Origin of the sequence: Maribacter sp. UBA3344 (genome assembly GCF_002362375.1) — a bacterium.
GTDB lineage: Bacteria > Bacteroidota > Bacteroidia > Flavobacteriales > Flavobacteriaceae > Maribacter > Maribacter dokdonensis.
Window position 1 is genome coordinate 243,161 of the sequence record NZ_DERI01000009.1, and the last position, 25,510, is coordinate 268,670.

General features: G+C 36.0%; 30 protein-coding genes. 23 read left to right on the top strand and 7 right to left on the bottom strand.

The genetic code is table 11. The annotated features are described in order from the left end of the window. The first annotated feature begins 20 nt into the window (after positions 1–20). Positions 21–923 (top strand): hypothetical protein, encoded by a 903-nt coding sequence (locus tag B2Z27_RS06120; RefSeq protein WP_286812952.1) that lies wholly within the window; start codon positions 21–23, stop codon positions 921–923. Here B2Z27_RS06120 and B2Z27_RS06125 read toward each other — a convergent pair. Beyond that, positions 920–2,197: a replication-associated recombination protein A gene (locus B2Z27_RS06125; protein WP_286812953.1), complete on the bottom strand. Its 1,278-nt coding sequence runs from the start codon at positions 2,195–2,197 to the stop codon at positions 920–922. The genes B2Z27_RS06120 and B2Z27_RS06125 overlap by 4 nt on opposite strands. Before the next feature lie 138 nt (positions 2,198–2,335). On the opposite strand from B2Z27_RS06125, the gene B2Z27_RS06130 reads away from it, so the two are divergent. Continuing rightward, positions 2,336–3,085: a rhomboid family intramembrane serine protease gene (locus B2Z27_RS06130; protein WP_074672184.1), complete on the top strand. Its 750-nt coding sequence runs from the start codon at positions 2,336–2,338 to the stop codon at positions 3,083–3,085. A gap of 3 nt (positions 3,086–3,088) precedes the next feature. Here the strand turns inward: B2Z27_RS06130 and rlmB are convergent, their stop codons facing one another. The 6 genes from rlmB to B2Z27_RS06160 form a co-directional block, all read right to left on the bottom strand. Further along, on the bottom strand, positions 3,089–3,823 hold the full coding sequence (gene rlmB, locus B2Z27_RS06135) for a 23S rRNA (guanosine(2251)-2'-O)-methyltransferase RlmB (RefSeq protein ID WP_074672186.1): 735 nt from the start codon (positions 3,821–3,823) through the stop codon (positions 3,089–3,091). A 65-nt stretch (positions 3,824–3,888) separates the two neighbouring features. Beyond that, a complete protein-coding gene (locus tag B2Z27_RS06140; protein WP_286812954.1) occupies positions 3,889–4,635 on the bottom strand; it encodes a hypothetical protein in 747 nt (248 codons plus the stop codon). A 62-nt stretch (positions 4,636–4,697) separates the two neighbouring features. Further along, entirely contained in the window at positions 4,698–8,069 is a 3,372-nt protein-coding gene (locus B2Z27_RS06145; RefSeq protein ID WP_286812955.1) for a VCBS repeat-containing protein, read from the bottom strand. An 89-nt stretch (positions 8,070–8,158) separates the two neighbouring features. Beyond that, positions 8,159–9,025 carry a hypothetical protein gene (locus B2Z27_RS06150; RefSeq protein ID WP_058103834.1) on the bottom strand — a complete coding sequence of 289 codons (867 nt, stop codon included), beginning with the start codon at positions 9,023–9,025 and terminating at the stop codon, positions 8,159–8,161. A gap of 11 nt (positions 9,026–9,036) precedes the next feature. Further along, positions 9,037–10,713 (bottom strand): SusD/RagB family nutrient-binding outer membrane lipoprotein, encoded by a 1,677-nt coding sequence (locus B2Z27_RS06155; protein WP_058103833.1) that lies wholly within the window; start codon positions 10,711–10,713, stop codon positions 9,037–9,039. A 30-nt stretch (positions 10,714–10,743) separates the two neighbouring features. Then, positions 10,744–13,977: a SusC/RagA family TonB-linked outer membrane protein gene (locus tag B2Z27_RS06160; RefSeq protein ID WP_286812956.1), complete on the bottom strand. Its 3,234-nt coding sequence runs from the start codon at positions 13,975–13,977 to the stop codon at positions 10,744–10,746. A gap of 400 nt (positions 13,978–14,377) precedes the next feature. On the opposite strand from B2Z27_RS06160, the gene rpsL reads away from it, so the two are divergent. The 21 genes from rpsL to rplR all read left to right on the top strand — a co-directional run bounded on the left by rpsL (position 14,378) and on the right by rplR (position 25,501). Beyond that, on the top strand, positions 14,378–14,752 hold the full coding sequence (rpsL, locus tag B2Z27_RS06165; protein ID WP_036152127.1) for a 30S ribosomal protein S12: 375 nt from the start codon (positions 14,378–14,380) through the stop codon (positions 14,750–14,752). 23 nt (positions 14,753–14,775) lie between these two features. Then, positions 14,776–15,252 carry a 30S ribosomal protein S7 gene (gene rpsG / locus B2Z27_RS06170; protein WP_027064831.1) on the top strand — a complete coding sequence of 159 codons (477 nt, stop codon included), beginning with the start codon at positions 14,776–14,778 and terminating at the stop codon, positions 15,250–15,252. A gap of 6 nt (positions 15,253–15,258) precedes the next feature. Further along, entirely contained in the window at positions 15,259–17,391 is a 2,133-nt protein-coding gene (fusA, locus tag B2Z27_RS06175) for an elongation factor G (protein ID WP_058103831.1), read from the top strand. A 9-nt stretch (positions 17,392–17,400) separates the two neighbouring features. Then, entirely contained in the window at positions 17,401–17,706 is a 306-nt protein-coding gene (gene rpsJ, locus B2Z27_RS06180; protein WP_007094989.1) for a 30S ribosomal protein S10, read from the top strand. 145 nt (positions 17,707–17,851) lie between these two features. Beyond that, entirely contained in the window at positions 17,852–18,469 is a 618-nt protein-coding gene (gene rplC / locus B2Z27_RS06185; RefSeq protein ID WP_058103830.1) for a 50S ribosomal protein L3, read from the top strand. A gap of 5 nt (positions 18,470–18,474) precedes the next feature. Beyond that, positions 18,475–19,107, top strand: coding sequence for a 50S ribosomal protein L4 (gene rplD / locus B2Z27_RS06190; RefSeq protein WP_286812964.1), 633 nt, complete (start codon positions 18,475–18,477; stop codon positions 19,105–19,107). Between the two features lie 4 nt (positions 19,108–19,111). Next, positions 19,112–19,402 carry a 50S ribosomal protein L23 gene (rplW, locus tag B2Z27_RS06195; protein ID WP_036152136.1) on the top strand — a complete coding sequence of 97 codons (291 nt, stop codon included), beginning with the start codon at positions 19,112–19,114 and terminating at the stop codon, positions 19,400–19,402. A 9-nt stretch (positions 19,403–19,411) separates the two neighbouring features. After that, on the top strand, positions 19,412–20,236 hold the full coding sequence (gene rplB / locus B2Z27_RS06200; protein ID WP_058103828.1) for a 50S ribosomal protein L2: 825 nt from the start codon (positions 19,412–19,414) through the stop codon (positions 20,234–20,236). A gap of 14 nt (positions 20,237–20,250) precedes the next feature. Continuing rightward, positions 20,251–20,529 carry a 30S ribosomal protein S19 gene (gene rpsS, locus B2Z27_RS06205; protein ID WP_036152139.1) on the top strand — a complete coding sequence of 93 codons (279 nt, stop codon included), beginning with the start codon at positions 20,251–20,253 and terminating at the stop codon, positions 20,527–20,529. Between the two features lie 3 nt (positions 20,530–20,532). Beyond that, positions 20,533–20,940: a 50S ribosomal protein L22 gene (gene rplV, locus B2Z27_RS06210; protein WP_058103827.1), complete on the top strand. Its 408-nt coding sequence runs from the start codon at positions 20,533–20,535 to the stop codon at positions 20,938–20,940. Between the two features lies 1 nt (position 20,941). Beyond that, positions 20,942–21,658 carry a 30S ribosomal protein S3 gene (gene rpsC / locus B2Z27_RS06215; RefSeq protein WP_058103826.1) on the top strand — a complete coding sequence of 239 codons (717 nt, stop codon included), beginning with the start codon at positions 20,942–20,944 and terminating at the stop codon, positions 21,656–21,658. A gap of 20 nt (positions 21,659–21,678) precedes the next feature. Then, complete coding sequence (gene rplP, locus B2Z27_RS06220; protein ID WP_058103825.1) at positions 21,679–22,107, top strand: 50S ribosomal protein L16; 429 nt, start codon at positions 21,679–21,681, stop codon at positions 22,105–22,107. 12 nt (positions 22,108–22,119) lie between these two features. Then, positions 22,120–22,311, top strand: coding sequence for a 50S ribosomal protein L29 (gene rpmC / locus B2Z27_RS06225; RefSeq protein WP_286812965.1), 192 nt, complete (start codon positions 22,120–22,122; stop codon positions 22,309–22,311). A 12-nt stretch (positions 22,312–22,323) separates the two neighbouring features. Further along, positions 22,324–22,581 (top strand): 30S ribosomal protein S17, encoded by a 258-nt coding sequence (gene rpsQ / locus B2Z27_RS06230; RefSeq protein WP_058104316.1) that lies wholly within the window; start codon positions 22,324–22,326, stop codon positions 22,579–22,581. A gap of 3 nt (positions 22,582–22,584) precedes the next feature. After that, positions 22,585–22,953 (top strand): 50S ribosomal protein L14, encoded by a 369-nt coding sequence (gene rplN, locus B2Z27_RS06235; RefSeq protein WP_027064819.1) that lies wholly within the window; start codon positions 22,585–22,587, stop codon positions 22,951–22,953. Between the two features lie 13 nt (positions 22,954–22,966). After that, positions 22,967–23,281: a 50S ribosomal protein L24 gene (rplX, locus tag B2Z27_RS06240; RefSeq protein WP_058103823.1), complete on the top strand. Its 315-nt coding sequence runs from the start codon at positions 22,967–22,969 to the stop codon at positions 23,279–23,281. 2 nt (positions 23,282–23,283) lie between these two features. Next, complete coding sequence (rplE, locus tag B2Z27_RS06245) at positions 23,284–23,835, top strand: 50S ribosomal protein L5 (protein WP_058103822.1); 552 nt, start codon at positions 23,284–23,286, stop codon at positions 23,833–23,835. 1 nt (position 23,836) lies between these two features. Beyond that, positions 23,837–24,106, top strand: a complete 270-nt coding sequence (gene rpsN / locus B2Z27_RS06250) for a 30S ribosomal protein S14 (RefSeq protein WP_058103821.1) — start codon at positions 23,837–23,839, stop codon at positions 24,104–24,106. A 65-nt stretch (positions 24,107–24,171) separates the two neighbouring features. After that, entirely contained in the window at positions 24,172–24,570 is a 399-nt protein-coding gene (rpsH, locus tag B2Z27_RS06255; RefSeq protein WP_058103820.1) for a 30S ribosomal protein S8, read from the top strand. A gap of 19 nt (positions 24,571–24,589) precedes the next feature. Next, the gene (gene rplF, locus B2Z27_RS06260; protein WP_058103819.1) at positions 24,590–25,132 is read left to right on the top strand and encodes a 50S ribosomal protein L6; all 543 of its coding nucleotides are present in this window, start codon (positions 24,590–24,592) and stop codon (positions 25,130–25,132) included. A 12-nt stretch (positions 25,133–25,144) separates the two neighbouring features. Further along, positions 25,145–25,501, top strand: a complete 357-nt coding sequence (gene rplR / locus B2Z27_RS06265) for a 50S ribosomal protein L18 (protein WP_058103818.1) — start codon at positions 25,145–25,147, stop codon at positions 25,499–25,501. The last annotated feature ends 9 nt before the right edge of the window (positions 25,502–25,510 follow it).

Here is a 25,510-nt window from a genome sequence, read left to right on the forward strand (position 1 = left end):
AATTTAAATTTTATGTCGTTTTGAAAACAGTTATTACAATTCTTCTTACATTCATTGGGTATGCAACTTTTGCCCAAGCAAACTTGGACGATTACAAATATATTATTGTTCCAAAAAAGTTTGATGCTTTCAAGAACATGAACGAGCATCAAACAAGTACCTTGATAAAATACCTTTTTACGGGTAAAGGTTTTACCACGGTATATGACGATCAATTACCGGAAGATTTAAAATTCAACAGATGTTTAGGTGTAATTGCTGATCTTCAAGATGATAGTACTATGTTTTCTACCAAAACGATTATCAATTTGATTGATTGTAATGACAACATTGTGTACAGTAGTATGCAGGGCATTAGTAAAGAAAAGCAATATAAAGTAGCCTACAATGAAGCTATTAGGGAATCTATGCGTTCATTTAATGGAATGAATTATTCATACAGTGGTAAAAATGAAAAGAATGAGGCTATTACGGTTAGTTACAAAAATGATGTTAAAAAGTTGGACCCATCTTCTGCAAAAAAGGTAATAGAAGCAGAAAAAGAAATGGCAGATATACCGGTTAAAAAAGAAGCTACCGTTGTTTCAGAAGAAACCGAGAAAACACAGTATTATAAAGATCGTACTCCCGTAGCATCTAATATTAAAAAGGCGGAAATGGATAAGCCGGCTCTTAACGGTTTAGAGGTTAATAAGTCTGTAATTAAAGATATTTGGTATGCGCAAGCTACTGAAACAGGATATCAATTGGTAGATAGTTCGCCTAAAGTGAGAATGAATTTAATGAACAGTTCTGCGGAAAATGTTTTTATGGCAAAGACCGATTCTAAGAATGGTATGGTTTACCAAAAAGATGGTACTTGGGTTTTTGAATATTATGAAAACGATACTTTGGTTAAAGAAGAACTGAATATTAAGTTCTAAAAATCATACTTGTCTTTCCATCTGTTCTTTAGAAAATCGCTAAGGTTTTTTTCTCTCGCATTGTTACCAGGTTTGTAAAATGTAGTACCGGTAATTTCATCCGGTAAAAATTCTGCATTTACAAAGTTGTTCTGGTAATCATGGGCATATTTATATTCTTGACCATAACCAAGATCTTTCATTAGCTTTGTAGGTGCATTTCTTAAAGGTAGAGGAACAGAAAGGTTACCTGTTTGCTTAACTGCCTGTTGAGCTTTGCCTATTGCCATATAACTGGCATTACTCTTTGCCGACGTAGCTAAATAGATAGCGCATTGGCTAAGTATTATACGTGCTTCTGGATAACCTATAGTTGTTACCGCCTGAAAAGTGGTGTTCGCCATGACCAAAGCCGTAGGGTTTGCCAAACCAATATCCTCAGAGGCAGAGATGAGCATTCTACGCGCAATGAATTTAATATCTTCACCACCTTCTATCATACGAGCCAACCAATATACTGCTCCATTAGGGTCACTACCGCGTATAGATTTAATAAATGCAGAAACAATATCATAATGTTGCTCTCCTGTCTTATCGTATAGTACGGTGTTTTTCTGAACCTTGGAAAGTACCAATTCATCGGTGATAACAACGGTGTCGCTTTCTTCAGAATTAACTACCAATTCAAAAACATTTAATAGTTTTCTGCCATCGCCTCCAGATATTCGTAATAAAGCTTCGGTTTCCTTAAGATCTATTTTTTTAGACTTTAATATCGAATCCTTCTCCATTGCCCTTTTGATAAGGTTTTCCAAGTCGGTTTTTCCAAAGGCATTTAAAATATATACTTGGCAACGAGAGAGTAAAGCGGGTATTACTTCAAAACTAGGATTTTCGGTAGTTGCACCAATTAATGTGACCCAACCTTTTTCTACGGCCGCTAAAAGTGAATCCTGTTGAGACTTACTAAAACGGTGTATCTCATCAATAAACAAAATCGGATTTTTTGCAGTAAACAGACCACCCGCTTGTTTAGCTTTATCTATAACTTCGCGTATGTCCTTAACTCCGCTATTAATAGCACTAAGAACATAAAAAGGTCTTTTGCTTTCTTCCGCTATAATATTGGCCAAAGTTGTTTTTCCTGTGCCAGGAGGTCCCCATAAAATTAAAGAGGGAATAATACCCTTCTTAATTTGATGCGTAAGCGAGCCTTTCACACCCACCAAATGGTGTTGACTAATATATTCGTCTAATGTTTTAGGGCGTACACGTTCGGCTAAAGGTTCGTTCATATTACAAAAATATGATAAACTTAAAAGAGATTATAAAGTTAATAGCCAATTGATCGTTAAGTAAGTATTGAAATGACAATATGACCAATTAGTATAGATTGGTAGTATAATTGTAATTTATATAATAAAAAGTAGCTTATGTCAGAAATGGCACATTTTAAGTTTTCCAATAATGTTGTTGCCGTACCACTTTTGGCAATGATTATGATATGGGCGGTATACTGGGTAGAACTTTCCTTAGGTGTTAATTTTAATGAACTTGGGGTAATGCCAAGAACATTAACCGGTTTACGTGGCATAGTATTTAGTCCGTTCATTCATGGGTCTCTAGAACATTTATATAACAATACCATACCCTTGGCAATATTGCTCTCGGCACTAATGTATTTTTATAGAAGTGTGGCTTGGAAAGTCATATTTTATGGCATTCTTTTATCTGGCTTTATGACTTGGGTCATAGGAAGAACATCTTATCATATTGGTGCAAGCGGACTAATTTATGTTTTAGCCAGTTTTATATTCTTTAAAGGAATTTTTAGCTCATACTTTAGACTTGTAGCACTTTCTTTAATTGTAGTCTTTATTTATGGTAGTATGCTTTGGTATATATTCCCGGTTAAAGAAGGTATGTCATGGGAAGGGCATTTAGCCGGTTTTATTACCGGTTTGTTTTTAGCGAAAGTAGTTAAAGCACATATTCCTAAAACAACTAAGTTTGATTGGGAAAAAGATGATTACAATGAAGATGACGACCTTTTTTTACAACATTTTGATGAAAATGGAAATTTTAGGGAGTTGCCAAAAGACGATGCTGAAGTCAATGAAGAAACATTGAAAATCAACTACATCTATAAAGATAACGTTGATAATAAAAGTAGTGAAGTATGAAAATTATAGACGCTGACGAACAGCTTCATATAAAAATACTGCACATGCCACGGACACATTTAGTGATCCAATTTCTCCTAATAAAGGAAGTTTGGCCTTATAATCTGAAGCCTTTAAAATTGATGGTGTAATACCACGGTCTTCCGCTCCCATTACTATGGCAATAGAATCTTTGAAGGGTACATCATATACGGAGTCATCTGTTTTTTCTGTAGCCGATACAACTTTTATTCCCGATGCTTGTAAATAAAACACAGCATCTTTTAAGTGGTCAACCTTTGCAATGGGAACTTTATAGGCAGCCCCGGCACTGGTCTTTATGGTATCTGCCGTAACAGGAGCAGCACCTTTCTTTTGAACGATAATACCATCAACACCGGTACATTCCGCTGTTCTAATAATAGCACCAAAATTGCGAACATCAGAAAGTTGGTCTAACAATAGAAATAGGGCAGGCCCCTCTTTTTCGCTTGCTTTTTCTACTAAATCTTCAAGGGTATGAAATGAAATAGGGGAGATATTGGCAACGGCACCTTGGTGATTGTTTTTGGTAAGTCTATTTAATTTTTCAACAGGTACGTAAACCATATTGATTTCATTACGTCGCAATAAACCTTCCAATTCTTTCATAAGATCTCCCTTAAGACCTTTTTGTAGAAATACCTTATCTATTTCCTCATTGGAGTTAACGGCTTCTATGATGGCTCTTAAGCCATAAATTTGAGTGGTTTTTTGCATGGAGCAAAGGTAAATAAAAACCGCCCAACTATTGTTGGGCGGTCATTAATCTTAAGATTTAAATTTTAACTGTTTAAATAGTCAAAAACTTTTATTAAATCTTGCTCGTTCTTAATATTTAGATTGTTCTCCTTTAAAAAGATTTTTAAATCTTCTCTTTTAGAGGCATCTATTAATTTTAAAAGCTTTTTATTTTTTTGAGGTATCTGATCAATTCTATTTACCCCATCTTTTTGAAAATAATATTCTGTAAATTTAGTAAACCTACTAGGAACTGCTGCTACAAATGAATTTTGTGCAGGTTGACCTTCGGTAAATTTAACAAGTGTTCTTTGGTACAGATCGTAAGTATTTCCTTTTTGTAGCAAGGTTAAATAGCCATTTATAGTTTCATTTTTTTCAGTAACAAAAGTTTTGAAACTTAAAGGTTTTGCATTGATAAGTAAACTAACTTCCTTGTCCTTAACTAAGGCTTTGTACGGTTCGTCTTCAGAAGAGGTTTTTTTAATTTCTATTTCTTCGTTCAAAGCATTGTACCTGTAATAAATATTACCAACAACTTCGTCATTATATTTTAAGATGGTTGGGGCAAACGTATTGGATGTGTAGGGTGTGCCTTGAAATTTATCCAAGTCTATTTCTCTTCTTTTTTGGTAGGCTTCATTAACTGGCCCTAAGAAGTTGGCTATAGCAGCACCAGCAGCCGCATTTTGACTAGCTCCTCCCATATTTGTTGGTACTTGACCAGAATATTGAGCTTGTAAAGTTGTACTAACTATTGCTGTAATAGCTAACATTAAAATTTTTCTCATGGTATGGTTGTTTAAGATGTTTAATTTAGATATTTTTTTTAAACATCTTATAATCAGTATGTTTAATTTTTTGTTAATTCGAAAGTTCTCAATTTATCGTTGTTTAAACCCGCAACAACTATCGTCTTTTCGTTGAATTTTAATGATTCCATACTTTTTACATTTCCTCTAAGATACATTCCTGTTTTTCCTATGGAGGTGGTAGTATATCCATCTTTTCTGTTGGAAATTAATGCCAAACCGGTTATGGCATCAAGCCTTGGAGTTTCAACCTCTGTTTCATAGATGTTACCAGATAGTACGCAATCTTCAAAACCATCGTTGTTCAGGTCAAACAATAAAATTGCTAAAGTGGGAAATAATTGAGATTCATTAGGTAAGGTAACTTTTTCAAAAGTATTATTTCCTTGGTTCACCAATATTATGGAGTTAAAGTCTGTAGCTTCGCTTGTGTACGCATCTTTAAGTTTTTCTCCATAAATATCCTCCATAGTTGCATGTGCGAAATCATTATAGGTCGAAAATTTTTCTTTGATAAAAGGCATTTGCTGAGATGAACATTCTCTACCTCTAACAGGAACATAAGTTTCATGATATTTCTTACTTAACACAACGTCGTTTATTCCGTTATTATCAAAATCGGTTGCAAATATTTTAAATGGTTTTTCTTCACTGGCAGTAAACTTTATATTTCTACCTACATTACCTACTATATAATCTTTGTTACCGTCATTGTTAATATCGGTTTCTTTTATTTTAAACCACCATCCTTTAGTATTTAGCACTGAGTTTTCTGATGCTAGACGTTGAAATTTTCCATTTTTGTTCTCAAAGATACCAATTGGCGTCCATTCCCCCACGGCAATAAAATCCTGCCATCCGTCATTGTTGAAGTCTGTGGTGATAATACTATTGATCAGTCCAAAATTCTCTAATTCCGGGGCAATAGTATTTGTCACATTTTTTAAAACACCGTTATCGTTTTCATATAATATGGATGCACTGAATTTGGGATAGTTGTGTGGTATGATTCTATTACCTACTAGAATATCGTTATCGCCATCTTTATCAAAATCCAATATGGTTACAGATTTACCACTTTTTGGAAAAGATTGTAAAATTGGTGTGTTACGTTTTTCAAAATTTCCTTTTCCGTCATTTATATATAGTCTATCTGCATAATATGAGGAGCTTTCTCCATATTCGTTACCACCACTAACTACATATAGGTCTAGATCGTTATCATTATCAAAATCAAAAAATACGGATTCGGCATCCTCTTTTTCCTTGTCTAATTCAAAAGATTGCTGTGGGTTCTTGACAAAACCATTTTCAGTTTGTAAAAATAAGGTACCTGTTTGCCTAGAGCCTCCACCAACATAAATATCTTCTTTACCATCACCATTGACATCCGCTTTAGCTATAAATGGACCAGTGTTAGACTGTTTGTAGGGTAGTAGAATTTCTTGCTCAAAATCGTCGTATGTTGTTTCTTGGTGACTGTAATTCAAGTTAAAATCAGTAGCGTTTTTTTGAGAAAAAAATGAGTTAAACGCTAGTGAAGATTTCACGTTTGGTACTACTGCTTTATCTTCAGAGAACGTTAAAAATGAGTTGGCTTTTATATTGTATTTGTATGATATTTTTCCACTAAGCCATTCTACCTTAACTGTGTCAATGACGGTTGTTGTACCAATACCAAAATGGGCAGCGTTTTCTTGTGAGGACATGTACCCTCTAACTCTTTTTATCTCATTAAATTGCTGTTTTTCAGCATATGAAATAGTTACTTTGGCAAAAGATTCGGGTGTAGAAGCCGTAGTGGTCACTTTCAAGAAATTGCCTAATTGGTTTTCAACCGTGTTATTTTTATACACTAGCGCCTTTTGATCAATATTGTTGATCACTAGATCTAAATCACCGTCGTTGTCAAAATCAGCTTGTGCGGCACCATTACTGAAGGTAAGTTCATTTAATCCCCAATCCGTACTTACTTCTTGAAATTCTAAGTTTCCGTTATTTTGATACATTAAATTGCTAAGACTTTCAGAAGGCATTTCATTGTAAAGTTGTTGCTTTAAATTAATGGGTATGTTTCCTCTATATTTTATCTTGGCGTTATATACTTTGTTCTGAAAATCATTATCTAATGCATACTTGCGGTAACCGTTGGTAATGAATACATCTTTTGTGCCATCGTTATTATAGTCTGACATTAAAACAGACCAGCTCCAATCAGAGCTCGCCATACCGGTTAATTGTGAGATGTTGGAATAATGGTTTTTACCTTGATTAAGCTGTAAGGAGTTAAACATGTATTGATGTTGAAATCCGGCTGTTTTTGTTAAGAAGTCGAATCTCTCTGTACTCATAGATGCCATAAGGGTTTTAGCCCTAAAATGGTCGTTCGAAGCCATATCTAATACAAATATATCTTGTAAGTTGTCATTGTTGATATCGCCAATGTCCAGGCCCATACCGTAAAATGAAATTTGTTGTGTTAATTGATTGACTTGGTTTGTGAATTTGCCTTTTTGATTATTGATGTATATAGCATCGGGCAAGTAGTAGTCACTTGAAAGGTAAATGTCTAAATAGCCATCGGAATTTATATCGGATACACAAAGACCTAGACCGAATATCGGGTTTTCTAGTCCTACTTCTTTTGTGACATCCACATATTTGCCATTGACATTTTTGTAAAAATGGCTGCTATTGAAATACTTAGATTCTTTGGTGGTATTTACTGTTTTTAACAAGGATATTGGGTCTAAACCATATAATTCATTTTCGTTCATGACTATGCAATCTAAGTCACCGTCGTTGTCAAAATCGAAAAATGCAGTTTGTGTAGAAATTCCAGGATCGTTTAAACCATACTCCGTGGCACTTTCCGTAAAAGTTAAGTTTTGGTTATTAATATATAACAGGTTGTTTCTATTACTTCTATTGTTAGGACCGCCTTGTGAGACATATATATCTTGCCATCCATCATTGTTAATGTCTACGAAAGTAACACCGTTGCACCATTTTTTATTGATGTTGATACCGGCGGTAGAGGAGATGTCTTCAAACTTAAAATTCCCTTTATTTAGATATAATTTATTGTCAACTTGATTGCCGGAAAAGAAAATATCTAATAAACCGTCATTATTGATATCTTCCACGCCTACTCCAGCCCCATTGTAGAAATAATCAAAATTAAAAACGTTTTCATAAGTTTCAACATTCTCAATTAAGTTATTGCTAAAGTCTATAGCACTATGTTCACTGGTAATTTTTTCAAAAATTTTTGTTGTTTCTTTTTTATTTACAGCAATTTCTTTTGAGTTGCTATTTGTTTGTTCAGAGCACGAGTGCATTATTGGGAGTAATGACAAAATCAGAATTTTCGTCATTTTCTTTATTCTATTGAACTCTAATACAAATTTCATAAGGGGAAGTTATATGTTGTTGTAAACAAAATAGCTGCCTTAATTTTTAAATAAGGCAGCTATATTAATGAATGAAATATTATTTAAGACTACCCTCCACAGATATTCAATGTTTGAACACCTACAGCTGGCGTTGGGCCGTCAGAAAGGGCTAATTCTCCAGTTGGCGCAATAATTTCATAAGTAATTTCACCATCCCAGTCACCTGAAGAAAATGCTAAAGTAAATTCAGCTGTTCCCTCTGGTACTGTAAATGTTTGAGAACCGGCAGCTCCACTGTCAAGAGTGTAAGATGTTTCAACACCATCAATAACAACATCAATAGAAGCTCCGTTCCATCCATCACCATAACTATCTTCCATTTCAATAGTGTACTCACCTGCAACTGGTGCTGGAGGAATACATTTTATGATAGGTGCATAGAAATAAGGTGCATTAAAGAAAGAACCTGTAATTGTACCTGTACTATCATCATTGGTAAAGGTTCTTCCGTCAGTTAAAGTTAAAATTAAACGGAATTGAATAGCGTCTCCACCGTCAAAATCACCTTCAACTAAACCTAGTTGAGAAAGTGCGTTAGCTAAAGTGGTTTCATAACTAGCTCTAGGTAAACCAAATTCACCATCTGTAAAATCTGCAGGTAAGAAAGTTTCAATTAGAATTTCGTCTACAGTGGAATCACCATTAGCTTCAGTATTATCTTCAAAGCTAATATATAGATCTACTTTCTCCAAAAGATCACCATCTTCGTAATCTTGCTCTTCAAATGTAAACCCATAGGTAGTTGAAGTATCAAAACGATCAAAAATACCGTCTGCTTCAATTGTTCTAAGAATTGCACCTCTAGTTGTTTCGTCAAAAACAGTGTCAATAACTTTGTCACCATCATCACATGATGATATTAGTAGCGTAGAAACACCTAGAATAGCGCCTAATATTTTATTGTTTATTTTCATTTTCTTATTTTTTAGTTAGCAGATGGGAATGCTGGTCCGGCTGGATTTGTATCCCAAAATACTTGAGTTGATAAATCTGATTTCTGCGATACATTTGAGTTTGTAATTACCTCTGTCTGAGGATACAAAAATGATCTTGGGAAAGCACCTGGATTTAACTCCCAGTTTGGAGCCAATGTAGTAGGGAAGCCAGTTCTTCTATAATAGTTATATGCTTCAACACCACCACCGTAAAGTGCTATCCAGTATTGTTCAGATAAAATATTCATTTGATCATCTCCTGTTGCCGCTAGGTAATCAGCAACCGTATCTTCAATGTAAGTAGTTACTTCATCATCAGAAGGGGCTACAGATAAATCTGCACCAGAATCCAATGATCCAAAACTTTGAACTTTAGCTATAGACTTGGTCATTGCAGACTCTAAGAAAGTTGCTTTTTCAGCTGCAGATGAAGCCATTTCAGCTTGCCAGAAATCAACATAAGATGCTAAGATGATCGGCTCTATACCGCCACCTCCGCCACCAAGGCCAAGACCTACAACATCAAAGCTGCTATCGTCAAAACGACCTCCTGCAGGGTAAACACCTACAGCCGTTCTTTGGAAACCATCTGGAGGAGTACCTTCATTGTTACCATGAGATCTACCCCAGTATCCGTTAGGTACGGAACAATAGATGAAACCGTCATAATGTGCCGGTGGTGTAGCTAAAGAACAAGCTAATAGCTCTTCATTGGCTGGTTCACCCGCTGCACCAGGAGTAGCGCTTTCTTGACGATAGAAATAATATCTAATTCTAGGATCGTTTCTTACCATCATGTTGTTCATTAACCAGTTATTTTGGTAAATGTTTGCACCACTTGTAGTATAATCATTCTGATAATCTGGGTGACGTGTATCTGGTTGTAATTCTCTAGTGCCATATTGCCATTGAAAATCATCTGCAGAATCAGCAATATATTCACCTCCAGCAATTATAGAATTAAATGTACTTGTGTCACCGGTAGTAACAGCTGCTTTTAATCTAATGGTGTTAATTAATTTAATCCAATTTTCAGTATCACCACCGTAAAAGAAATCTTCTCCACCTTGAGTAGCTGGGTCAGCTGCAAATAATGCTTCTGCTTCGCTTAAAAGGGCTAACGCTCCTGTATAAACATCTTGACCGTCATCTAACATAGGAGCAGGGAAATCAACTGGATTACCAGCTTCGCTCAACGTCGCTTTTCCAAGATAATCAACTAACAATAAAAGCATGTGAGCTTTTAATGTTTGACCTACGGCAATATGGAAAGAGTAATCAATATCACTTTCAGCATCTATAGTTTGCAAGTTGTCAACGTTAGGGAATATACCTAAATCTACAGTTGAGCTATAAACAGCGCCATTACCATCTGTACTACTGTACAAACGTTCCCAGATGTCATCAAACGTATCACCAGGGTATGTATTAAAGTAGTTACGACCAAGCATGTAATCAATTCTAGTTAATTCAGAACCAATATCATTTATTGTATACATGTTAGCAACATACGCTAATTGAATTGAATTCAATAATAGGTTAGGATCTGCTTGATCAGCAGCAAGATCATTAGGGCTAGTCCTAAGATCTAGATCTGTTGTTTCACAAGAGTTGAATAACACTCCAGCTGCAAAAACAACGGTTATATATTTAATTATTTTTTTCATAATATTTCTATTAATTAAGATTAGCAATTTTTAAAAGGTTGCTTTAATACTAACTCCATATCTTCTAGAACTTGGACCGTTGATAAAGTCAAAACCTTGAGAGTTACCAACACCAGCACCTTGAATGTTTGGATCGAAGTTAGCTCCATCTGGTGTGTTGTAAGCATCATACCAAAGGTTAAATCCTTGGGCAGTGATCGTTAATGAACCGAAAGGAGTTCTTTCTAATGCTTTTGCAGGGAAAGTGTATCCTAAAGAAAGTTCTTGTAAACGTACTACTGAAGCATCATAAACTTTTAATTCTGTAGGTCCGAATAAGATGTTGTTGAAGTAGTAAGTAGAGTTATTGATCTGCTTATTGTTTACTTCTCCAGTGCTCTGAGATACACCAGGTAAAATATAAGTGTTCTCTCTATCTAAAGTTTCAGTAATTAAACCTCTACCTAATAATGTACCAATAGTATTAGAAACTATGTCACCACCTTTGGTATGACTAAATTGAAAACCTAAATTCCAATTCTTGTAAGAAAGAGAGTTTATGATGTTCATAATATAGTCTGGGTTAGGATTTCCAATAATTGGAACATTACCATTAACATCTACCTCTGTAGTTACATAATCACCACCATCATCAATTAAGAAGTTGCCATCCGCATCTCTTGCAATTGCATCACCTACAATAACACCTAACTGCTCACCTTTAATTGCAGCGTTACCACCAACTGATAAAGTTGAACTACCAGCATAGATAATAATATCTTGCTCTTGCTCAGTTACTATAAATTTGTTTTTAGTGAAGTTAGCTCTTGTGTTCCAGTTGAAGTTGTCACTTCTTACCCAGTCAACACCTAAATCTATTTCAATACCATCACCTTCTATTTTACCAACGTTACTTTGCGTGAAAGTAAAACCGGTTGAAGGAGAAAGAGGCTCTCTTACGATCAAGTCTTTTGTAGTTCTGTCAAAATATGTGAAATCTAAAGAAACTCTATTGTTAAAGAATTTAGATTCAAATCCTACTTCAAATTCTGATAATAGCTCAGGTTTTAAGTCAGGATTAGCTTTAAAAGCTGCAACTTGGTTGGTTGTAACTTCACCGCCTTCACCATATACTTGTGTATTTTGCTCAACAACACTTACCGTTGGATAAGCAGTTGGGAAAGTCGCAGACTGTCCTAAACCAGCTCTTAATTTCAAGAAGTTAAGACCTTTTTCAGATTTAATACCAGGCCAAGCAGCAGTAGGTAAGAAAGATGCACTAGCACTTGGATATGTTTGACTGTTGTTTTCTGTAGTTAAGTTAGAAACCCAGTCAGTTCTAGTAGATGCTGTAAGGAATAACATGTTGTCATAGTCCAAAGTAACCTGTCCTAATAAACCAGCAATATTTCTTTTTTCAGAATATTGAATAGGAGATTGGTTAGAGTAGTTAAAATGTCTCTGTATGTCAAATACAATTTGACCTGTACTAGCAACACCCTGCTGATCAAAAGTTGTAGATCTTGTTGTAGCACCTGCGTTGAATGACAAACCTAATTTTTCAGATAAATCATAATTACCGTTAAGGGCTAAGTAGTGATCCCAAATCGTATTATTGTTATCATAGGTATTCAAGAAACCAAATATTGCACTTGTAAATGCAACACCACCCTTATTAGAGTATTGTTCATTTCTTTCGTTATAATAATCTAAACCTGCTCTGTAGGTTATGTTTAGGTTATCATTGATGTCATATTGTACAGAAGCATTCCAGAAAACACGTGTTGTTAACTGAGAGTATTTTACGTTATTTTCAGTCCAACGTGGATTAATGATATCGTTACCATTTCTATAGTATACACTAGAACCATCAATTGGGTTTTGGTAAGGTAATCCTAATAAATCAACACTACGAGGTGTGAAGTAAATGTTTCCAAAAATTGAAAGACCTGTAGTACCATTACCTTCACTCGCTGCAATTGGAGGTGAACTGTAATCTGTTCTCGAGTAGTTCATAGCTCCTGAAACTGTGAATTTATTCGATAATTTAGATCTACCACCTAAAGAAATGTTAGCTCTTGTTAAACCGTTTCCAGGTACAAAAGATTCATCATCTAAGTAACCAAAGTTTGCATTAAAGGTTGTATTTCCATCTTCTGATGCACCGTTAATGTTTACAGAAGTAGAGCTTACAGAACCTGGTTTGAAGTAATCTTCTACAGAATCGTAAGGTTTCCAGTCATATCTTGTTCCTTGTAATTCAGGAAAAGCTTCACGAGTAGCAGCAACTGCAGTACTACTATAAGGGTGCTCTAAAGTACCATTTTCGTCAATCGCAGATTGTCTTCCCCAACCTGAAAGGCCGCTTTCTTCAAAACTTGGTCCCCAGTTACTGAAGAACCATCCAAATGCTTGATCAAAACCATTACCATATTCATCTTGATAGTCAGGTAAAGAAGCAAACTCATTTACGAAGTATGATTGATTTACTGTGATTTCGGTTTTCTTTTTACCTCCTACTGCAGAACCTGCCTTTGTAGTAATCAAAATAACACCATTTTTACCTTGTGAACCATAAAGTGTTGCTGCTGCAAGACCTTTTAATACTTCAATTTTGGCAATGTTGTTAGGATCTAAATCTAAAAATCTTGAAGAACCAGTGTTACCAGTTAAGAAGTTAGAACCACCACCATTTGTGTCTTGTGCATTAGTATCGCTACTAAATGGTACACCATCAACTACGAAAAGTGCTTGGTTACTTCCACTAAAGGAACTTAAACCCCTAACTACAACGTTGGTTGCAGAACCGGACATACCACCTGCAGCGGTAATCTGTACACCAGATGCTTTACCTGATAATACACGGGCAACATCACCTTCAGAACGAGACTCCAAGTCCTCTTCGTCTACAGAAGAAACTGCAAAACCTAAAGCTTTTTTCTCACGTTTGATACCTTGAGCGGTTACAACCACTTCTTCCAGTGCTTGTGCATCTTCTTCCATTTGCACATTTACTGTACTGCCAGCACCAACCGATTTTCTAACGGCTTTTTGACCAATGTAAGTAAATAATAATGTTTCGCCTTGTGAGGCCATAATGGAATAGTTACCATCGAAATCTGTCTGAGTACCTGTTGTGGTGCCTTCAACTACAATGTTAACCCCGGGCAAAGGAAGCCCTCCCTGATCAGTAACCGTACCGGATACTGTTTTTTGCTGTGCAAAAGAAATATGCACAACTAACGCCAATAGTAGCGTTAACAATCCATTTAGTTTTGTTCTCATTTTTAAATTATTTGAATTAGCTAGCGACAAACTTCACAATAATGTGTTAATAATGCAAGATAATTTTAATAAAACTTTAAGAACTTGTTATAAAATTCGGAGTTACATATTAAACACGATCCATATTTAAAGTTATATAATTCAACACGGTTTTTTTTATCATATTCATAATTCTTCAGAAAAAGTCTAAAAAACCTGCATTTAATTTAAAGTGAAAATTGTATGGGTTTTTACTCGAAGTTTTTAAAATGTTAAGACAGTTTTAACCAATGATTTTTGTGTTGATTTCTGTTAAATTGAAAAAAAATAAAAATAAATTCATAATGATTTGAATTTTACCGAAATATAACTACATTTGCCGACCCTTAAAGTAGGGGTAATTTTTATATATTATTATAGTATGCCAACAATATCACAATTAGTACGAATAGGAAGAGAGACGATTACTAAGAAGAGTAAATCGGCTGCTTTGGATTCGTGTCCTCAGAGAAGAGGTGTTTGTACACGTGTTTATACTACCACGCCAAAGAAGCCAAATTCAGCTATGAGAAAAGTAGCAAGGGTTAGGTTGACCAATGGTAAGGAGGTAAATGCTTACATACCTGGTGAGGGTCACAATTTGCAAGAGCACTCGATAGTATTAGTAAGAGGCGGAAGAGTTAAAGATTTACCAGGAGTTAGGTATCATATTGTACGTGGTGCATTGGACACAGCAGGTGTGGCCGGTAGAACACAGCGTAGATCTAAATATGGTGCAAAACGCCCTAAGAAGTAATTAAACTTGTTTAAAACGAAGTAATGAGAAAAAGACAGGCAAAGAAAAGACCACTTTTACCAGATCCAAGATTTAATGATCAGTTGGTGACGCGTTTCGTCAATATGATGATGTGGGATGGTAAGAAATCAGTTGCTTTTGGTGTTTTTTACGATGCAATAGATATCGTAGATGCTAAAAAGACCGATGAAGAAAAAACAGCTTTAGAGCTTTGGAAGGATGCATTAAGTAATGTTATGCCCCATGTTGAGGTGAGAAGTAGAAGAGTTGGTGGTGCAACATTTCAAATTCCAATGCAGATTAGACCGGACCGTAAGATATCAACTGCTATGAAATGGTTGATTAGTTATGCAAGAAAGCGTAATGAGAAAGGTATGGCGCAAAAGCTAGCTGGAGAAATTTTAGCGGCGGCAAAAGAAGAAGGTGCTGCTGTTAAGAAAAGAGTCGATACGCACAAGATGGCTGAGGCAAACAAAGCATTTTCGCACTTTAGATTCTAAATAGACATGGCAAGAGATTTAAAATTTACAAGAAATATTGGTATTGCAGCTCATATTGATGCTGGAAAAACTACTACTACAGAACGTATTCTTTTTTATACGGGTGTTAGTCATAAAATAGGTGAGGTACATGATGGTGCTGCAACTATGGACTGGATGGAGCAGGAGCAAGAAAGGGGTATTACGATTACTTCTGCTGCAACAACCTGTACATGGAAGTTTCCATTGGAAAATGCTAAGGAATTAGCTGATACCAAAGATTATCACTTTAACATTATTGATACTCCAGGACACGTTGATTTTACCGTTGAGGTAAATCGTTCCTTACGTGTGTTGGATGGTTTGGTTTTCCTTTTTAGTGCTGTTGATGGTGTTGAGCCTCAGTCAGAGACTAACTGGAGATTGGCAGATAATTACAAAGTTCCAAGAATTGGTTTTGTAAACAAAATGGACCGTCAAGGTTCTAACTTCCTTATGGTTTGTAAGCAGGTTAAGGAAATGTTGGGTTCAAATGCAGTTCCTATTGTTTTGCCAATTGGAGAAGAGGCTGATTTTAAAGGAATTGTAGATTTAGCAAAGAATAGGGCTATTGTTTGGCATGATGACAACTTTGGTTCTACTTTCGATGTTATTGATATTCCTGAAGATATGAAAGCAGAGGTTAAGGAGTATAGAGCTGCCTTGATTGAAGCTGTTGCTGAGTATGATGAGGAGTTAATGGAGAAATTCTTCGAGGATGAAGATTCTATTACTGAAGAAGAAGTACATGCTGCTTTAAGAGCTGCTGTTATGGATCGTGCAATTATACCTATGATCTGTGGTTCTTCATTTAAGAATAAAGGTGTTCAGTTTTTGTTGGATGCGGTATGTAGATATTTGCCTTCTCCTGTAGATAAGGATGATATTGCTGGTACTAATCCGGATACTGGCGTTGTTGAAAAGCGTAAGCCAAGTGTAAAGGAGCCTTTTTCTGCACTTGCATTTAAAATTGCTACCGATCCTTTTGTGGGGAGATTGGCATTTTTTAGAACATATTCAGGTCGTCTAGATGCTGGTTCATATATATTGAATAATAGGTCTGGTAAGAAAGAGCGTATTTCTCGTATTTATCAAATGCATTCCAATAAGCAAAATGCTATCGATTTTATCGAAGCGGGAGATATTGGTGCGGCTGTTGGTTTTAAGGATATTAAAACCGGTGATACAATGTCAGATGAGAAACATCCTATTGTTTTGGAGAGTATGGACTTCCCAGAGCCTGTAATCGGTATTGCTGTTGAGCCTAAAACTAAGGCGGATGTTGATAAGTTAGGTATGGCTTTGGCTAAATTGGCTGAAGAGGATCCAACTTTCCAGGTTAAAACGGACGAAGCTTCAGGACAAACTATTATATCTGGTATGGGTGAGCTTCACTTAGATATTATTGTTGACCGTTTAAGAAGAGAGTTTAAGGTAGAGGTTAGTCAAGGTGAGCCTCAAGTTGAATATAAAGAAGCGTTAACAAAAACTGCTGCACATAGAGAAACTTATAAAAAGCAATCTGGTGGTCGTGGTAAGTTTGGTGACATTGTATTTGAAATGGGACCTGCTGATGATGATTTCGAAGGTGATGGATTACAGTTTGTTGATGAAATTAAAGGTGGTCGTATTCCAAAAGAATTCATACCATCTGTAGAGAAAGGTTTCCAGATTGCTATGCAAAATGGTCCTTTAGCTGGATATGAAATGGATTCAATGAAAGTTGTACTTAAGGATGGTTCTTTCCACCCTGTGGATTCAGATGCACTTTCGTTTGAGTTGGCTGCTAAAATGGGTTACAAAGCTGCTGGTAAAGCTGCCGGTGCTGTAATTATGGAGCCTATAATGAAATTGGAAGTTATTACTCCTGAAGAAAATATGGGTGATATCGTTGGGGATTTAAATAGACGTAGAGGTACTATTGGCGATATGAGTGATAGAGCTGGAGCAAAAGTGGTTAAAGGTACTGTCCCTTTATCTGAAATGTTCGGTTATGTTACTTCATTGAGAACTTTATCTTCAGGTCGTGCTACTTCAACAATGGAATTTTCACATTATGCGGAAACTCCTTCTAATATCTCGGAGGAAGTTATTAAAGCAGCAAAAGGTATAACAGCATAAATTTAGGACATGAGTCAGAAAATTAGAATAAAACTAAAATCTTACGATCATAATTTAGTGGACAAATCTGCTGAGAAGATTGTAAAAACGGTAAAGACTACCGGTGCTGTTGTAACAGGACCAATTCCTTTACCAACGCATAAAAAGATATTTACGGTTTTACGTTCACCTCACGTGAACAAAAAATCTAGAGAGCAATTCCAATTAAGTTCTTACAAGAGATTGTTGGATATTTATAGCTCTTCATCTAAGACTATTGATGCACTTATGAAGTTAGAGCTTCCAAGTGGTGTTGAAGTAGAGATTAAGGTATAATCACCGTCCATCTCTTTTATAGAGTTGGGCTACATGTCCTAAGCTGCGTGCGAGGGAAAAACGGATAAAAATAATTTAGGGTTAAATTATTTTGACCCTATTTTTTTGATAAGAATTTAATAAGTAATAATTAATATAAATAAGTATGTCTGGGTTAATAGGAAAGAAAGTAGGCATGACTAGTATTTTTGACGAGAACGGAAAGAACATTCCTTGTACCGTTATTGAGGCTGGACCATGTGTAGTTACCCAAGTCAGAACCGAAGAGGTAGACGGGTATAGTGCCCTTCAACTTGGTTTCGATGACAAGGCAGAAAATCGTGCTAATAAGGCTGAATTAGGCCATTTTAAAAAAGCAGGTGCTTCTCCTAAGAAAAAAGTCGTTGAGTTTCAAGATTTTGAAGGTGATTTTAAATTAGGTGACACCGTTGGTGTTGATGTTTTTGCTGAAGGACAGTTCGTAGATGTTATAGGTACATCTAAAGGTAAGGGTTTTCAGGGTGTTGTAAAACGTCACGGTTTTGGTGGTGTTGGTCAAGCAACGCACGGTCAGCATAACAGACTTAGAGCTCCAGGTTCTATTGGTGCTGCATCATATCCCGCAAGAGTATTCAAGGGTATGAAAATGGCCGGTAGAATGGGTACGGATCGTGTTACGGTTCAAAACCTTAGAGTTTTAAAAGTAGTTCCAGAAAAGAATCTTTTAGTAGTTAAAGGTTGTGTTCCGGGCCATAAGAATGCTTATGTAACTATACAAAGGTAGATGTAATGAAAGTAGCAGTTTTAGATATTAAAGGAAAAGACACAGGTAGAAAGGCAAACCTTTCTGATGATGTTTTCGCTATAGAGCCTAACGAGCATGCAGTATACCTTGATGTTAAGCAGTATTTGGCACATCAAAGACAAGGTACGCATAAAGCTAAGGAAAGAGCAGAGATAGCTGGTAGTACAAGAAAGATTAAAAAACAAAAAGGTACAGGTACTGCAAGAGCAGGTAGTATTAAATCGCCGGTATTTAGAGGTGGTGGTAGAATATTTGGTCCTAGACCTAAGGATTATAGCCAAAAGTTGAATAAAAACTTAAAGCGTTTGGCAAGAAAATCTGCATTTACTTTAAAGTCTAAAGAAAATGCAATTTTAGTAGTCGAAGACTTCGATTTTGATACTCCAAAAACTAAAGATTTTGTTGGTGTTTTAAAGACCTTAGGTCTTGAGAATAAAAAGTCTTTAATAGTGTTGGGTGATTCAAATAAAGGTGTATATTTGTCTTCGCGTAATTTTAAAGGGTCGGAAGTTATAACTAACTCAGAATTAAGTACTTACAAAATTCTTCACGCTAATAGTGTGGTATTGTTAGAGAGCTCTTTAGAGGGAATTGAATCGAATTTAAATAAACAATAATATCATGAGTGTGTTGATAAAACCAATTATAACGGAAAAAATGACTGCTGATAGCGAGTTGAACAACCGTTATGGATTCGTAGTTGACCCTAAGGCTAACAAATTGCAGATTAAAGATGCGGTTGAAGCTACTTATGGTGTTTCTGTGAAGAAGGTTCGTACTATGAATTACGGTCCTTCAAGAAAATCCAGATATACAAAAACTGGTGTGCAACATGGTAAGACGAATGCAATTAAAAAAGCGATCGTTGATGTTGTAGAAGGTGATATTATCGATTTTTACAGTAATCTATAAAGACAAGAAATGTCAGTTAGAAAATTAAAACCAATCACTCCAGGGCAGCGTTTTAGAGTAGTAAACGGATTTGACGCCATTACTGCTGATAAGCCGGAAAAAAGCTTGCTTGCTCCGTTAAAAAAGTCCGGAGGTAGAAACAGTCAAGGAAAAATGACCATGCGCCAAAAAGGTGGTGGTCATAAAAGAAGGTATCGTGTAATAGATTTTAAGAGAGATAAGCAAGATGTTGCTGCTACTGTTAAAACTATTGAGTACGATCCAAACAGAACTGCATTTATTGCTCTTTTGGAATATGCAGATGGAGAAAAGCGTTATGTAATCGCTCAAAATGGTTTACAAGTAGGTCAGCAGGTTTCTGCGGGTGCTACTGTAGCTCCTGAGATCGGAAATGCTCTTCCATTAAGCGAGATTCCTTTGGGAACTATAATTTCATGTATTGAGTTAAGACCTGGTCAAGGTGCTGTTATGGCGCGTAGTGCTGGTACATTTGCTCAATTAATGGCAAAGGATGGTAAGTTTGTTACTGTAAAAATGCCATCTGGTGAAACAAGATTAATTCTTTCTGGTTGTGTTGCGACCATTGGGGCTATTTCAAACTCTGATCATCAATTATTGGTGTCTGGTAAAGCAGGTAGGAGTAGATGGTTGGGTAGAAGACCAAGAACAAGACCGGTAGCTATGAACCCTGTCGATCATCCAATGGGTGGTGGTGAAGGTAGAGCTTCAGGTGGTCATCCAAGATCGAGAAACGGAATACCTGCTAAAGGTTTCAGAACTCGTACGAAGACCAAGAGCACCAATAAGTATATAATAGAACGTAGAAAGAAATAAAAAAGTAGAAAGAAATGGCACGTTCACTAAAAAAAGGACCATACGTACACTATAGCTTGGAGAAAAAAATCCAACAAAGTGTATCATCCGGTAAGAAATCGGTAATTAAAACTTGGTCAAGAGCTTCTATGATTACTCCTGATTTTGTTGGGATGACTATAGCGGTTCATAATGGAAAACAATTTGTACCTGTTTTTGTAACAGAAAACATGGTAGGACATAAACTTGGGGAATTTTCGCCAACTAGATCTTTTAGAGGTCATGCTGGTGCAAAAAACAAAGGAAAAAAGTAAGCTATGGGAGTTCGTAAAAAACAGATGGCCGAAAGAATTAAGGCCGAGAAGAAAAAAGTAGCTTTCGCTAAGTTGAACAATTGTCCTACATCACCTAGAAAAATGCGCTTAGTTGCTGATTTAATTCGTGGTGTAAAGGTAGAGCAGGCATTAGCTATATTAAGATTCAATCCAAAAGAAGCTTCAAGAAAGTTAGAGAAATTATTACTTTCTGCTTTGGCTAATTGGCAAGCAAAAAACGAAGATGCAAATTTAGAGGATGCTGATTTGGTAGTTGCTGAGATTAGAGTTGATAGTGGTGCTATGCTTAAGAGATTGCGTCCTGCTCCACAAGGTAGAGCGCATAGAATTAGAAAACGTTCAAACCATGTTACATTGGTGTTGGGGTCAAAAAATATAACAGAAAACTAGAATGGGACAGAAAACAAATCCAATAGGAAATCGTCTAGGAATCATCAGAGGTTGGGAGTCTAACTGGTACGGTGGAAACGATTACGGAGATAAATTGGCTGAGGATGATAAAATACGTAAGTATATTCATGCAAGACTTTCTAAAGCTAGTGTTTCAAGAGTTATAATTGAACGTACCTTAAAACTTATAACTGTAACGGTAACAACTGCAAGACCTGGTATCATTATTGGTAAAGGTGGTCAAGAAGTTGATAAGTTAAAAGAAGAGTTGAAAAAAATCACCAATAAGGAGGTTCAAATCAACATTTTTGAAATAAAAAGACCAGAACTTGATGCTAATTTAGTTGCAGCAAGTGTAGCTCGTCAAATAGAAAGTAGAATTTCTTTTAGAAGAGCGATAAAGATGGCAATCGCCGCAGCAATGCGTATGAATGCCGAAGGTATTAAGATTCAGATCTCAGGTAGATTAAACGGTGCTGAAATGGCACGTTCTGAATCATATAAAGATGGTAGAATTCCATTATCAACCTTTAGAGCTGATATTGATTATGCTTTACAGGAAGCTCAAACAACATATGGTAAACTTGGTATTAAAGTTTGGATTATGAAGGGTGAGGTTTACGGTAAAAGAGAATTATCTCCGTTAGTTGGAATGCAAAAGGATTCTTCTAAAGGTGGTAAACAAGAAGGTGGAAGAAAACAACGTCGTAGAAAGTAATTTTTTAAAGAACTAAAGTAATGTTACAACCGAAAAGAACAAAGTTCCGTAAGATGCAGAAAGGCCGTATGAAAGGTCTTGCTGGAAGAGGACACCAACTTTCAAATGGTATGTTCGGTATAAAGAATGTTGATGATGCTGCATTTTTAACTTCACGTCAAATAGAAGCTGCACGTATTGCTGCTACTAGATATATGAAAAGGGAAGGGCAATTGTGGATTAAAATATTTCCGGATAAGCCGATTACCAAAAAACCATTAGAAGTACGTATGGGTAAAGGTAAAGGTGCTCCAGAATATTTCGTAGCCGTGGTAAAACCAGGTAGAATTATGTTCGAAGTGGCCGGAGTTCCTATGGAAGTAGCAAAAGAAGCTTTAAGATTGGCGGCTCAAAAACTTCCTGTTAAAACTAAATTTATTGTAGCTCGTGATTACGAGGCTGGAAATTAAACGTAAGGAATAATGAAAAAACAAGAGATTAAAGAAATGTCTGTGGAAGGACTTACGGAGAAACTGGTCGAGTACAAGAAGCAACATTCAGATTTGAAAATTGCGCATTTTGTAACTCCGTTAGAAAATCCACTTCAGATTAGAAAAGTAAGGAGAACGGTGGCAAGAATAGCAACTGAATTAACTAATAGGGAAAACCAATAATTGGTGGGCTTTATGGAAAAAAGAAACTTAAGAAAAGAGAGAGTAGGAGTTGTCACTAGTAATAAGATGGAGAAATCCATAGTTATTTCTGAGGTGAAAAGAGTAAAACATCCTATGTACGGTAAATTCGTTTTGAAGACAAAGAAGTATGTTGCGCATGACGAAAAGAACGATTGTAACATTGGTGATACTGTAAAGATCATGGAAACTCGTCCTATGAGTAAAACCAAATGTTGGAGATTAGTAGAAATCTTAGAAAGAGCTAAATAAGTTATGTTACAGCAAGAATCTAGACTAAAAGTAGCGGATAACACCGGAGCAAAGGAAGTTTTAACTATTCGTGTTCTTGGTGGTACCAAAAGAAGATATGCTTCTATAGGTGACAAAATTGTTGTTACTGTTAAAGAAGCAACTCCAAATGGAGGTATCAAGAAAGGTGCGGTGTCAACAGCTGTTGTAGTTCGTACAAAGAAAGAGGTTAGAAGACCTGATGGGTCTTATATCAGATTTGATGATAACGCTTGTGTGTTATTGAATCCTGCCGGAGAAATGAGAGGAACACGTGTTTTCGGACCTGTTGCAAGAGAGCTTAGAGATAAGCAATTCATGAAGATTGTATCATTGGCCCCAGAGGTATTATAATATAACGGACAAGATGAAAAAGTTAAAAATCAAAACAGGAGACACGGTAAGAATCATTGCTGGAGACCATAAAGGTACCGAAGGTAAAGTTATGCGTGTTGATCTTGAGAAAAATAAAGCCATCGTTGAAGGTGCCAATATGGTATCTAAACATGAGAAGCCTAGTGCTAAGAATCCTCAAGGTGGTATTGTAAAAAAAGAAGCTTTAATCCATATTTCTAACTTAGGGTTAATCGACAGTAAAACTGGAGATGTAACTAGAGTAGGTTACGAAGTAAGGGATGGTAAAAAAGTTAGGGTTTCCAAAAAATCCAATGAAGTAATTTAGTTATGGCATACGTTGCAAGATTAAAGAAAGAGTATAAGGAGCGAATTATAGCTGCCCTTACCGAAGAGTTTGGTTACAGTAATGTAATGCAGGTTCCTAAGTTAGAGAAGATAGTAATGAGTAGAGGTGTAGGTGCTGCCGTTGCTGACAAGAAACTTATAGACCATGCAATAGATGAAATGACTATGATTACTGGTCAGAAAGCTGTTGCTACAATGTCTAAAAAGGATGTTGCTGCCTTTAAATTAAGAAAAGGCATGCCGATAGGTGCAAAAGTTACCTTAAGAGGTGAGCGTATGTACGAATTTTTGGATCGTTTGGTAACTTCTGCTTTACCACGTGTTAGAGATTTTCAGGGTATCAAAGCAACAGGTTTTGATGGTCGTGGAAATTACAACTTAGGTATTACGGAACAAATTATATTTCCTGAAGTTAATATTGATAAAATCAATAGAATTAACGGTATGGATATTACATTTGTAACTTCTGCCAATACGGATAAGGAAGCAAAATCATTATTAACAGAATTAGGATTACCTTTTAAAAAGAATTAGTATGGCTAAGGAATCAATGAAAGCCCGTGAGAGAAAAAGGGAAAGAACTGTAGCAAATTATGCTGAAAAGCGCAAAGCTTTGAAAGAAGCTGGTGATTATGAAGCGTTGCAGAGATTACCTAAAAATGCATCTCCGGTACGTTTGCATAACAGATGTAAATTAACTGGTAGACCAAAAGGTTACATGAGAACTTTTGGTATTTCAAGGGTAATGTTCAGAGAGATGGCTAACGCTGGATTAATTCCAGGGGTTAAGAAAGCTAGCTGGTAAATAAAAGATTATTAATGGGTTCAGGTTTAGCCTATTGCTGAAAACCGTTCCCGAATTATATATACATGGTAACAGATACTATTGCAGATTACCTAACGAGAGTTAGAAACGCTAGTAGAGCGGGACATAGGGTTGTTGAAATCCCTGCGTCAAATCTAAAGAAAGAGATAACTAAAATATTGTTCGATCAAGGATATATTTTAAGTTATAAGTTTGAAGAAGACAAGGTTCAAGGTTCTATTAAAATAGCTTTGAAATATGATAAGCTTACAAAAGAGCCTGTTATCAAGAAAATACAGCGTATAAGTAAGCCTGGTCTTAGAAAATATGCCGGCAGTGAAGAATTGCCACGTGTATTGAATGGTTTAGGTATTGCAATTGTTTCTACATCTCATGGTGTAATGACTAGCAAGCAGGCCAAGGCAGAGAAAGTTGGTGGTGAAGTTTTGTGCTACGTTTATTAATTGATTAAAGATTTAGAAAATGTCTAGAATAGGTAATAATCCAGTCGCAATTCCAGAAGGAGTTACAATTGAAATCAATGACAATATAATTTCTGTAAAAGGAAAATTAGGTGAATTGACTCAAGAATTCTCTGGTGTAGCGATTAAAGTAGAAGATGGTCAGGCTTGGGTAACAAGACCTTCAGATTCTAAAGAGCATAAAGCTAAGCACGGTTTGTATAGATCACTTATCACTAACATGGTTGAAGGTGTTTCTAAAGGATGGACTAAAGAATTGGAATTAGTTGGTGTAGGATATAGAGCAAGTAATCAAGGGCAAAAACTTGATTTGGCTTTAGGTTTTTCACACAACATTGTTTTTGACTTGGCCCCAGAGGTAAAAGTTGAAACTATATCAGAAAAGGGTAAGAATCCTATCGTAAAGCTGACTTCACATGACAAACAACTAGTAGGTCATATAGCAGCGAAAATCAGATCTTTCCGTAAGCCAGAGCCATACAAAGGGAAAGGTATCAAGTTTGTAGGTGAAATATTAAGAAGAAAAGCTGGTAAGTCAGCTTAATAATAGGATATTATGGGATTATCAAAAACACAAAGAAAATTAAGAATCCGTCGTAGAATTCGTAAGGTTTCTTCTGGGACTGCAGCTAGACCAAGGTTATCTGTATTTAGAAGTAATAGCGAAATTTACGCTCAAGTTATAGACGACGTTAAAGGAGTCACTTTAGTATCTGCTTCTTCAAGAGATAAGGATATTGCAAAAGTAAAAGGAAATAAAACCGAGATTGCTGCTTTGGTTGGTAAAACAATCGCTGAGAAATCTGTAAAAGCTGGTTTAGATAAAGTAGCTTTTGATAGAGGGGGTAATTTGTATCATGGTAGAGTTAAGTCTCTAGCTGAAGGTGCAAGAGAAGCAGGTCTAAAATTCTAATATACTAGT